At 66.2% G+C, this 10,493-nt stretch carries 10 protein-coding genes and 1 pseudogene; 1 reads left to right on the forward strand and 10 read right to left on the reverse strand.

Annotated features, from left to right (window positions below):
* Positions 1-185 (forward strand): hypothetical protein (locus QZY03_RS26975; RefSeq protein ID WP_295586589.1); only part of this gene is annotated, 185 nt, incomplete at its 5' end.
* A 31-nt stretch (positions 186-216) separates the two neighbouring features.
* On the opposite strand, the gene cas2e is transcribed toward QZY03_RS26975, so the two are convergent.
* The 10 genes and pseudogenes from cas2e to QZY03_RS27025 all read right to left on the reverse strand — a co-directional run bounded on the left by cas2e (position 217) and on the right by QZY03_RS27025 (position 10,203).
* A complete protein-coding gene (gene cas2e / locus QZY03_RS26980; RefSeq protein ID WP_295586591.1) occupies positions 217-516 on the reverse strand; it encodes a type I-E CRISPR-associated endoribonuclease Cas2e in 300 nt (99 codons plus the stop codon).
* Between the two features lie 4 nt (positions 517-520).
* Positions 521-1,420, reverse strand: a complete 900-nt coding sequence (cas1e, locus tag QZY03_RS26985) for a type I-E CRISPR-associated endonuclease Cas1e (protein WP_295586594.1) — start codon at positions 1,418-1,420, stop codon at positions 521-523.
* Positions 1,420-2,166: a type I-E CRISPR-associated protein Cas6/Cse3/CasE gene (locus QZY03_RS26990; protein ID WP_295586597.1), complete on the reverse strand. Its 747-nt coding sequence runs from the start codon at positions 2,164-2,166 to the stop codon at positions 1,420-1,422. Before QZY03_RS26990 ends, cas1e begins: the two co-directional genes overlap by 1 nt.
* Entirely contained in the window at positions 2,157-2,921 is a 765-nt protein-coding gene (cas5e, locus tag QZY03_RS26995) for a type I-E CRISPR-associated protein Cas5/CasD (RefSeq protein WP_295586600.1), read from the reverse strand. The genes QZY03_RS26990 and cas5e overlap by 10 nt, the downstream gene beginning before the upstream one ends.
* Complete coding sequence (cas7e, locus tag QZY03_RS27000; protein ID WP_295586603.1) at positions 2,896-4,170, reverse strand: type I-E CRISPR-associated protein Cas7/Cse4/CasC; 1,275 nt, start codon at positions 4,168-4,170, stop codon at positions 2,896-2,898. The genes cas5e and cas7e overlap by 26 nt, the downstream gene beginning before the upstream one ends.
* Positions 4,171-4,173: 3 nt before the next feature.
* On the reverse strand, positions 4,174-4,695 hold the full coding sequence (casB, locus tag QZY03_RS27005) for a type I-E CRISPR-associated protein Cse2/CasB (protein ID WP_295586606.1): 522 nt from the start codon (positions 4,693-4,695) through the stop codon (positions 4,174-4,176).
* Positions 4,673-6,259 (reverse strand): type I-E CRISPR-associated protein Cse1/CasA, encoded by a 1,587-nt coding sequence (gene casA, locus QZY03_RS27010; protein ID WP_295586609.1) that lies wholly within the window; start codon positions 6,257-6,259, stop codon positions 4,673-4,675. The genes casB and casA overlap by 23 nt, the downstream gene beginning before the upstream one ends.
* Entirely contained in the window at positions 6,243-8,879 is a 2,637-nt protein-coding gene (gene cas3, locus QZY03_RS27015) for a CRISPR-associated helicase Cas3' (protein ID WP_363169606.1), read from the reverse strand. The genes casA and cas3 overlap by 17 nt, the downstream gene beginning before the upstream one ends.
* A 126-nt stretch (positions 8,880-9,005) precedes the next feature.
* A pseudogene (locus tag QZY03_RS27020) lies at positions 9,006-9,158 on the reverse strand (phosphatidate cytidylyltransferase); the annotation flags it as partial.
* A 37-nt stretch (positions 9,159-9,195) separates the two neighbouring features.
* Positions 9,196-10,203, reverse strand: coding sequence for an ATP-binding protein (locus tag QZY03_RS27025; RefSeq protein ID WP_295586615.1), 1,008 nt, complete (start codon positions 10,201-10,203; stop codon positions 9,196-9,198).
* Positions 10,204-10,493 lie beyond the last annotated feature (290 nt).

Here is a 10,493-nt window from a genome sequence, read left to right on the forward strand (position 1 = left end):
AGGGTGTCAGAGAGTCGCATGGCGAGCCTCATCGACAAGCCCTAATCAAAGCCTTGGGGCTCTTACTGCTCTGCCGAATCTTCACATCAGAGGCTTACGCTACTTTCAGACGTTGCCATGGAGCCATTTTCTTTTTGTGTAACAGCCCTATCCTGCTGTTTTTAAAAAACTATGCGACCTACTGAGATCCCAGAGAGCCAAGATCTGTGATTTTCCTCAGCCCGATGGTGCGGGCACTGAGGCTGCGCTCGACTTGGGGGTGGGCAGGTCGCGGCGGGTAACGACCAGACCGTCGAGTTCGACCAGGGTGACCGGCGGCACCCCCAGCACCCGCACGCTTTGCCCGCCGGGTAACTGGTTGTCGGCCCACACCATGACGATGGATGCGGCGACTTCGGCCGAAAACCAGTCGTTCAAGACGGTCCAGATGCGTTCGCGCACGGCGGGGCTGACGCGGGGAGCGCTGTAGACGCCTGGGGCCAACTCCAGCATGGATGAGGCGAGAAACCCGCGCACTCGATCAGACACATTTCGCGTCACTACCACTGTCATCGACACCGAGCAACTCCTTGACCCTATCGATCATTTTTGAGATGAGGTGGTGCTTGCGAAACCAGGCCGCGGCCTCCCGGCGTAACTCGCGCTCCAACCGGATCTCCGGATCGTCCAGCGCCTTCTTGGCGACAGCGAAAGCGAGCGGTAGCGTGATATCGGCCCGATACAGGTCGGTGACATCCAAGGTAAAGGCATTGCTGGAGTCCTCATGGATGAAGCCCAAGGGCGGCAAGGCGCCGACGGCGGCAACGGCGATATCCGCCGCGGCCTCGACGAAGGTCACGGCGTGGTTGATGGCCTGATTGGGGATATCGGTCGCGTTGGGATTGTTGCGGTCATAGTGCCGACCCTTCCAGGGGATGCCGTGCTGGTCGGCGACCAGCCGATAGGTCTCCTTGAGTCTTGCGCCTTCGATGCCGCGCAGCACGGTAATGTCCTTGTGGGGCAGAATGCGCCCAAAGCGCCAGGCATACATACGGCGGGCCACGTCGATCCGCGCCTTCTCGTCGGCCCAGAGACGGGCATGGGCGCGCGCGACAGCGGAGTGACCCTGGCCCCAGGGCGGCGCGGTGTAGAACTTGACCCCGCCCTCGCCAACCGCGGCCAAGAGGGTGCCGTGGCGGGCCAGGAGGCGCAGCACGTCGTGACTGACGGTGGAACCAGGCCCGAGCAGGATCAGGGAGACGCTCTGATAGGGGATGGCATAGTCGCCGGGTTCGAGGTCGTCGGATTGTGCGGCGCGAAAGTGCAGGGTGCCGTCTTCAACCGTGAGATTGCCGCGCGCGAGCCAGAGCAGCCCATGCCGATCGGCATGGGGGATACGGGACTCAGCCAGTCCCAGGCGGCCGGCGAAGAGCCCGACCATCAGAGCGGTCTCACCAACAACATGCCATAACCGAAGGCTCCGTGCCGGCCGACCCCTCTTGCCAGCTGGCCGTGGAACGCGGCCCCATCGACGATCCGCAGAACGCCCCGCAGCAGGGCCGCTGGGCGAACCAGGTGGGCTCGGCCCCGACCGTGTCGGCCAGCTTGATGCCCCTGACGGAACTGTTGGACCAGATGAAAAGCAGCCAGGTCACAGGTCTCGACCGCGGCGGCCTCCTCGATGCGGGCCGCCAGCCAGTCGCAATAGACCGCGGCGCGGTCCAGTCCGGCGTCCGGGCCGGCCCGGTCCGCCTCGCGCAGGAAACAGTCCCGTTCGACACCGGTGCGTGCGCGGCGGGTGACGGGGCAGGCCAGGATCTCGAAGCCGAGTCGCCGACCCGGCTGCCAGTGCTCCGGTCCGGGCAGCGCGGCCACGGCCAGACCCTCATCCAGGGGGCAGACGGCGCGGGCGGCCGGCTCGGCGAAGGTGCGGGCCTGATCCAGCAGCGCTTCCCGGCCGTGGGGCGAATAGGCCAGGAGCTTGGGCGGCTTACGATGACCCGCGTCCAGATGCAAGCGGAAGGGGCGCGGCGCCAGTACGCCGAAGGTGGCGGCGAGCCAGGCATGGACGCCATAACCCAGATCGGAGTCCGCCGCGTGGTGCTGGCCCTGACCGGCCAGGAAGCGCAGCAGTGCGGCGGGATCCGGATGCAACTGGACCATGTTCAGCGGGGTGCTCAGGGGCATAACAGGGCCTCCTCGATCCGTCCTTCGCGGCGCCGCCGTTGACCGGCATGGATCTGGTTGTGCCAGTCGCGGCGATCGTAGAGTGTGATCTCGCGGCTGGCGCCCTGGGCCTCCAGGTGGGCCGGCCAGCAGGCTTCCATGGGGTCCGGGGTGTGGCGGGTGCCGGGGCGTTGGGCGCGCTTGACCTGACGCAGGGCGGTCAGGACATCGGGGGCCGCAGTGGTTCCCAGGAGCAGGGGGGTGGACGGCAGACAGGTCTTGCGCCCCAGGAACAGCGGTCGGGCGGGTGCACGCAGGGCAAGCGCCAGGTCCGCGACCGTGGGCGGTCCTTCGCCGGTCAAGGTGAGTGTGACGGTCATGACGCCATTGGCCCAATAATGCCGGTAGCGGATGTGGGTGCCGTACTTGGCGGAATCGCCCCCGGCGCGATGCTCCGGCGCGCCGCGGGTGGTCCAGCCGCCGTGTTCGGCCTTCTTGGCCGGGTCCGCATAGCCGATCATCTTGGCCTGGCCCAAGTCCACCGTGTGATAGTCCAGCAAGGGCTCGGGGGTCTGGTCCCAGCGGGCGGCGAATTCGATCCGCCCCTGGAGTTGCGTGAGGGCCTCGGCATCACCGTGCCGCCAGCCCAACGCGTTGCCGAGCAAGCCGGTCAGCAGGGAGAGCCCTGGGAAGCGGTCGGTGGGTCCGTGTTGGTCCACCATCACGCCGCCGAAGCTCATCAGGGGGGCGTCAAAGCGCAGCAGCAGGATGTCCATCGGACGCCTCCCCGAAGATGATGTTCAGGATGGCGGCACTGGCGTTGTCAAGGGATTGGGGTTTGGGTTCATCCGTCCAGGCGCAGGTGGTCGCCAGGGTGCGGGTCTCCGCGGTTGGGCCGAACATGGCCTCTTGGGCCTGGAGGTGGGCGGCGAGTGCGTCGACCGCCTGACCGGTGAGGTTGCCGCGCGGGCGCAGGGCCTGGAGGTAGGCGTTGGCCAGGCTGCGAGGCTGCTGGGGACCGGCCTCGAGGAGCACGAAGTCGCTGTAGGCATAAGGCGCGGTGGCGCCGAGCTTGGCCCCGGGGCTGACAGTGGCGATGGCCCGGATCAAGGCACCGAGGACCTGGCGAACTTCCTTGCTATCCTGGGCACGCCAATCCTTGGGGTCGCTGCCGGTGAAGTTGGAGACCAGCAGGGGCACGTCGACCGCGACATAGCCGTAGAAGACGCCGGAGCCCAGTTCCATGTCGCCCGCATGGGCGGCGCCGGTCTCCTCGTCCCGGTTGAGGTCATCCACCACGGTGAAATAGTCCACCTCGGTGTCGAGACCGTGGACCGTGAAGGCGTGCGCGACATGCACCGCGGCATCGGAGCGCGCCAGGATGTCGGAGGTCACGAAACGCCCAAACAAGGCGCCCTCCACCCCGGCGAACAGGTTGCCATGGCCGGCCTGGCGCAGCATGGTCTTGAAGTTGGCTTTGTCGCCCTTGAGCCTGGTTTCCAGGAGTTGCTCAGCGCCCTGGCCCTGGGCGGCGCACTCGGTCAGCAGGCCGACCAGGAAGTCCGCCTCCGGCTTGCCGAACAGAATCGGTTGCTTGACCTGCAGGCCGATAATCTCGGTGTCTGCCGCGGGGCTGGCTTCCCCTGATTCGAGATCCAAGTCCAGTTCGCCTTGCTCAGCCTTGGCCTTCTTGCCCTTTTTTGGCTTCTCCGCCTTGGGTTTGTCGGACTTTTGGAGCAACAGTGTGATCAGGGACTGGGTGAGCCGCGTCGCCGCTTCCTGGCCCAGACCGGACTCGTCGATCAGCCGTTGGCAGATTTCACGCTGGAAGAAATGCCGGGTGCGCAGGCCGCCAGGCAGCGGCACGGTCTGATGGAGATTTTCCCGCCAGTGGCGTTTAAGGCACTGGGAGGAGACCCGCAGTCGGGTCTGATCGCCGAAGGGGATGCGCTTGGCGAGCCCCGCGTCGTCGCGGTTGAGCAGGGTGGCATGATAGGACGTCAGGGTGTGGATCTGCAGGAACATGGCTTAATCCTTATCCTTGAGGTTGCGATAAAAGGCGCGGGCGATGGCGAGCCGGGCGGATTCCTGCCGTTCGCGGTTATTCGCGAGCAGCAGCCAGGCAAAATCGACCCAGTTGCATGAGGCGTTCTTGGCGGCCAGGAAGCGGGCGGCGCGCAGCAGCAGGGTGTGCAGGGTCGTGTCCTCGGCGGCCAGCAGGCGCTCCAGGCGCGACTCCGCATAACCGGCTTCGGCCAGGGCCTGGCCGGCAGGTCGATCAGGGCGGTGGGCCGTCTGGCCCATCAGTGCGATGCCGGCCACCAGGGTCATCCAGGCGTCTTGGCTGCGCTCCCAGTCCTCCGGCAGGTGACGGAAGGCGAAGCGGTAAAACGCGAGCTCCGGAGCTTGTGTGGGGTCGAGGCGCCGCAGTCGCGCCCGCTCGCCGGTCGGGAACTCGGTGGAGGCGAGCACGCCGGCGATGTGGCCGATGCGCTGACGGAGGTCCGGGGTGGCGGAGGCCGGGGCCTCAGCTGTGGCTGGTGTCGTCATGGGCGGTCTCTCCCTGGTCGTCTATTGGTGTCGGCGTGAGTACGGGAAAGTGTTTGCGCAGCAATCCGTGGAATACCCCCTGGGCGCGGACCTGCGCCCGGTAACGGCGCCCGGCGCGGGTGGGATAGCGGGCGATGGCCTCGGTCAGCGCGGCCTCGGCCTTCTGCTTCAGGGCCTGCAGCCACTCCAGCCGGGCGGTTTCCAGGTCCGGGTGCTCGGCGGTGCGCCAGAGCCAAGGGAAGAAATCGGCGGACCAGGCGGCGGCGAACGACCGTTGTGTTTCCCCCCACCAAGCCGTGACTTCGCGTTTTTCAAAATCGACCTGCTGCGGTCCCGCTTCCAGCAATGAGTACACGGATGCCTTAAGAATCCTGTTCTGCATGGTCCCGCTATCTTCAATAGCGGTCTTGCTGAGGGCGGCCAGGCGATCGTGCTCAGGGCCACGGCCAAACATACGCCGGGCGCTGGTATGGGGAATCGGCACGATAGCCTGATAGAATCCGTCGGTAGTGCCAATTCCCCGAACCAAGACAGATGCCGTGAAGCGGCAGTGCTGGCCGGCGCGCCCCTGAGTTGGCAGTTGAAGCCCGGTCAGGGCGAATCCGTCTTGGAAAATCAGATCGCGCAGTAGGCTTGGTGTGAATCCGTTGGCCGATACGGTGAGCGCCGACTTGTTTTTTAGATTGATCGGGATCCAGGGGTCTCCGAGGTCTCCGTTAGCAGCCTTGGCCGCGATTCGTTGGCTCTTGCTGGTGGCTCCCAGTGCACGAATGTCCCTGGCGTCGCCCACCAGTCTGACGACTCGGCAAGCCTCGATGAAGAACGGGTCCAGGGTGCTCAGGACGAGACTGCTGTGACGGTCCCACGGCGGTATCCAAGTGCATACCAGGCCATCCGACCGGTAGTGCCAGGACTGTGCTAAGAGGTCCGGCCGCAGTGCCATAATCCTCGTGGTGTGTTCGCGCCAGCGCTCGCCCCATGTCGTCGCATAGCTTAGGGCAACGACCGACCGACTTCCGGCACCGCTGTTCATGCGTGCAATACCATATTTTCCATTGCCAAACACACCGCTCATGGTTTGAAGACTAATGAGGGCGTAAATCCAATCATCCGGTTCTGGATGGCCGACACGGTTAGCCTTCAGATCATGGTTTTTGGCGGTTGGTAACAGATCGACCCCGTCCGGCGTTTTCGCTTTGAGTTCAAGCTCTTTAAAGTCGGCGGTGGTTGGGCAGGGTGGTTGCAAAAAAGCCGGCAGCGTCGGGTCCCCGACCACCAGGGTCCAGGCGCCGTCGTCCCCACCCCCGTCAGCACGGGTCAGACGGCGAATCCCCTCCCGCCAAAATCCGGCTCCTTGGCGCGGGTCTTCCTGGCCCTCACGGGCGAGCACAGCGCCGGCCAGGTAGCAGAGAAAAATGTGAAAGGCGTCTTCCTGGTGGCGTTGCAGACCCGGCAGGGACTCCAGCCGGTCGGCGCCCATCGTCTCCAGCAAACCCGGCAGGTCGAGCCGTTCCAGGCCGTTTGAGGTATCGACGCGGAACACGGGGTCAGTGAGCAGGTTCATCGGGCTCCTTCTCCAATCCGAAGCGGGTGTAGCGAAAGGCCACCCCGGCGAGGGTGAACCGGAACCCGTCAGGGTCCGGGGTCAGATCCGTGGGCGTCTCGTCGGCGGTGACGCCTGGCAGCAGGTGGCCGGGGATGGTGATCTCCGGACAGGGGCGGCCGAAGGGTCCAAGGGGACTACCGGAGAGGGGAATGCGCAGGGTGCCCAGTCCCAGGCGCGTAGCGGCCCAGTATGGTAGGTCGTCGGGGCGCGGTGAATTCTCGTCCGCGAATGCCTTATCGTACTTGGCGGCGACAAAAAAACCCGCACGCTCTTTGGCAAGGGTTTCTCCGTCAACCTGGACGGCATGACGCGCCCACCGTTCGCCCACAAGCAACGCCAACCGCTCCGGATGGGTCGCCCCTTCGACCAACCGGCGGTTGTCTGCCGGGATCTCCACCAGCGGTGTCTCGGCGAGCATCCGGCGGGTCAGTTCCAGGGTACGCAGGTCCTCGTAGACACTCCCCAGACCCGCGGACTTGGCGGTGCGGTTGGCTGTGCCGCGCCCGTCGAGCAGATCCTCCAGGGTGGCCGTGTCGGGGACCAGGACCAGGCAGCGCGCCTGCACAAAGCCCGCGGGCCGCTCGCGTGCGTGGCGATGCAGGCGACCCACGCGCTGCAGGAGCACATCGGCCGGGCAGAGGTCGGTGATCAGCAGGTCGGCGTCGAGATCCAGGCTCTGCTCCAGGGTCTGGGTGCCGATCAGCAACAGGGGACCGGGGGCCGAGCCCTTGCCCAGGCGCGCGCTAACCGCCTGGTCCAGCCACTCCCGATCCGTGGGGGCGAAGCGGCCGTGGTGAGGACAGATGACCCCGGCGCAGCGGAACAGCGCCGCGGCCGGGATGGCTGGGTCGGCCTCGCAGGCACGCTGAAAGGCAACCGCCCGGCCGACGGTGTTGAATACGGCCAGGACCCTGGCGCCCGCGGTGAGCGCCTCGGCCAGTTCGGGGATCAGGGCCTGGGGCTGGTCCAGCAGAGGGCGGACACTGAAGCGGACCGGCTTGCCGGGTGCCGGTACCGGGGCGATCCGGAGCGGCTCTCCGGACAGGTCAGTCAGCGCCGGGTAGGGGGCCGCCAAGGCTGCGGCCAGAGGCGGCGGGGCCAGGGCGACGCCGGCCGCGGCGGCGACCAGTTCGGTGCGCGCTGCCGCACCCAGGGTCGCGGACAGCAGCAAGGCATGACCGCCCAGCCCCAGGTGATGGCCGAGCAGCCCTTTGAGCAGGTAACGCATGTAGGGGTCGGAGGCATGGACCTCGTCGACCACCAGCAGGCTGCGGTCCAGGCAGACGGAGCGCAGGTGGCTGTGGCGGGTTTGCACCGCCGAGAGCAAGGCCTGGTCGATGGTACCGACAGCCACGGTCGCGGCCAGGAAGCGTTTGGGGTGTTCAGCCGCCCAGACGCGCTCGGCGCGCCTTTGGCTGGCGTCCTCATCCCAGCGTACTCCGGGCGGGGGCAGCAGTTTCTCAACCGGGATACCACCGACCCGTGCGTAGCGGGGCACCGCCAGGACCGCGCGCGGGCGCACGCGGGGGTCCGGAAAGGCGCGACGCAGGTAGCGGCGGATGCGTCGATACAGCTCGCGGGCGGCGACCCGGGTCGGCAGGGCGAAATAGAGTGCATCGACGGCCCCGGCGGCAAACAGATGGAAGAAGCGGGCCAGAGCGGCCTCGGTCTTGCCGGAACCGGTCTCGGCTTCGGCGACCAGCAGCCGATGGACCGGGTCCGCGGGCGGCAGGGCGTCGATGCTTGCCTGTAGTGGATGCGGTGTAAAGCCGAAGCGGTGGGTGAAGTCGGCGGGTCGCCCGGCCAGGTCCAGTCGGGCCGCGCCGGCATCGAGTCCAACCCCGCGGACCGCCTGCCTGGCGGCTCGCGGGCGGTCGAAATCGGCTGCCCGGTCGATCGGGAAGAAGCTGTCATGGGAGCCCAACCAGTCGGCCAGCATCACCAACCCGGCGAAGCGGTGCTGGAGGGCCGGTTGGTCGGGCAGCGGCACTAGATCCGGTGCGAAGGCGCGCGGGTAGGTTTGACGGGCGGCGTGCAGCAGTTCGGCGATTCCCGCGAAGGGGTCGCGGCCATCCCGCGGACGCCACCACTTGGGGTCGTAGCCAGTGCGGATGGTCGAGTCGAAGCGGACCGGAGTCCCGTGGTGAGACCAGGCGGCGAGCAGGAAGGACTCCAGCACTTCCGGCGGATCGGCCCATTCGCAGAGGTCGGTCAGGGCCGCGATCAGGCGTTCACATAGATCGTCTTCCCCATACAGGGCCTGGATCGGTGCAATGTGTCCCACGCGGGAGCGCGGGTCGAAGGGTTTGTCCTGAAAGCCCAGATTGGTCTTGCCCAGATCGTGGAGCAGGGCGAGGACGCCCAGCCGGTCCAGGTCCGCTTCAGTCAGGCACCGTCCGGCCGCGGCATCCAGCCGGGCGCGGATCAGGGGCAGGCGCACTAAGACCGTAAAAACGCCTGCAACATCAAGGCAATGTTCAACTAACGATAGCCTGGCGAGAACCCGACCGGTCAGGTGGTCCTGACGCAACTTTCCCCAAAATTCCGCGTGGCTCCCCATGACCGCGTCCTTTTGCATCTAGTGAGAGCGAAGAATACACGAAAACAGGAAAATTCGCGCGTTGCTGCCGCACGTGGGAATGTCGGCGGACCAGGAGCTATGGTACCAGAACCCTTTGTTCCCAACCCGGCAGTCCGTCGCACTTCAGGTGTAGAAAAAGCGAACTACATGGAAGAACACTGGAGCGGCGAAGCACAGTGAGTCGATGCGGTCCAGGATCCCGCCGTGGCCTTCGATGAGCGTGCCGAAGTCTTTCAGGCCGCGGTCGCGTTTGATTGCCGACATCACAAGCCGACCGTGGTGTCGTCGCCACGGGTGCCCTCGGGGAAGAGGATCAGGGAGTCGCCAGCCCATCCTTCCACAGGCGCACGATGAAGCGTTCGCCGTCCTCGATCAGGTCGGCTTCGGTGCCGTTGTGCTCGCGCATGCCGCGGATGATCTTGCGTGGGACGCCGAGTCCGGTGGCCTCGATCAGGCGATAGTCGCGCAGGATTTCTTTGATGAGTTCATTGCGCGAGGCACGATAGCCGGCGCGCATTTTGTCGATGGTTACGGTGTTCGGCAATCGGCCGGGGGAGATGACTTCCAGGCGGTCGGCGTAGAGTGCCAGTTCGATGTCGATAACGGTGATGCTGTAGTCGCGGTGGGCGACGGCATTGACCAGCGCCTCGCGGACGGCGTCCAGCGGATAGTCCCAGCGTTCGCGGCGGGTGCCGCCCGGGTCGATCCAGGCACGGACGTCGGTGTTGCGGCGGACGAAATCGAGCGCTTCGGCGATGAGGCCGGTTTCGACCGCGCCGTCGGCCGCGGAAAATTCGCGCGGCATCCGCAGATGACCGGGGCCGGCCGCGTCCGTGGTCGCGGGCAACAGGGAGACGATGGGGCCGCGCAGCGTGCGTGGTCCGGCTTTGGTGTCGTAGTCCCGGTCGGTGCCGGTGTAGGCGACGGCGGTGATGCCGGATTGCGGCAGGTAGCGCTTGGGCTGGGCGCCGAACAACAGCAGTCCGCCCACGCTGGGCATGACCCGGCCGCGGTCTTCGACCATCAATTCGGTATTGATCAGCAGTCGCAGCCAACTGTCGCGATCGTTCGGCTCGGGGCAGTCCTGCTGCCGTACATCACGGAAATAGTTGATCAGGCGCCGCTGGTCCAGCGCGTCGAAGTCGGCGCCGGGGATGGGTTTGCGGTCGTCGTCGACGCCGAGCAGGATATGCCCGCCTTTCAGATTGAGCAGCGCTGCCATCTCTTTGGCCAGGTGCTCGGGTCGCAGGTCATCGCGTTTGAACTCGACGCCGGAGTTCTCGCCGTTGTGCATGCGTTCGGTCAGTTCGCTGCGGTTCATGCTGTTGTCCAACGCTGCGCAGGGGGAGGCGGGTCACGGCACCGAACGGGTTCTTGTCGCGGCGGTGTCCCCTGAGTGTCCCACGGGATGGGGTCAGCCGCGGACGGTCCGCACAGCGGACGGTTCCAGCGGACGGGCCGCACAGCGGACGGTCCGCACAGCGGACCCTAGTGTGCCCGACATGGGCATGTACTTGTTACCTGAAAGGAGGTAACCGCAGCGAGTGACAAGAAGCGTAGCGAAACCCAAGGTGGAAGCCGTGAGGCCAAGCTGAAAGCAGGGTGTAGCAA

The sequence above is a fragment of the uncultured Lamprocystis sp. genome, assembly GCF_903933125.1.
Lineage (GTDB): Bacteria > Pseudomonadota > Gammaproteobacteria > Chromatiales > Chromatiaceae > Thiodictyon.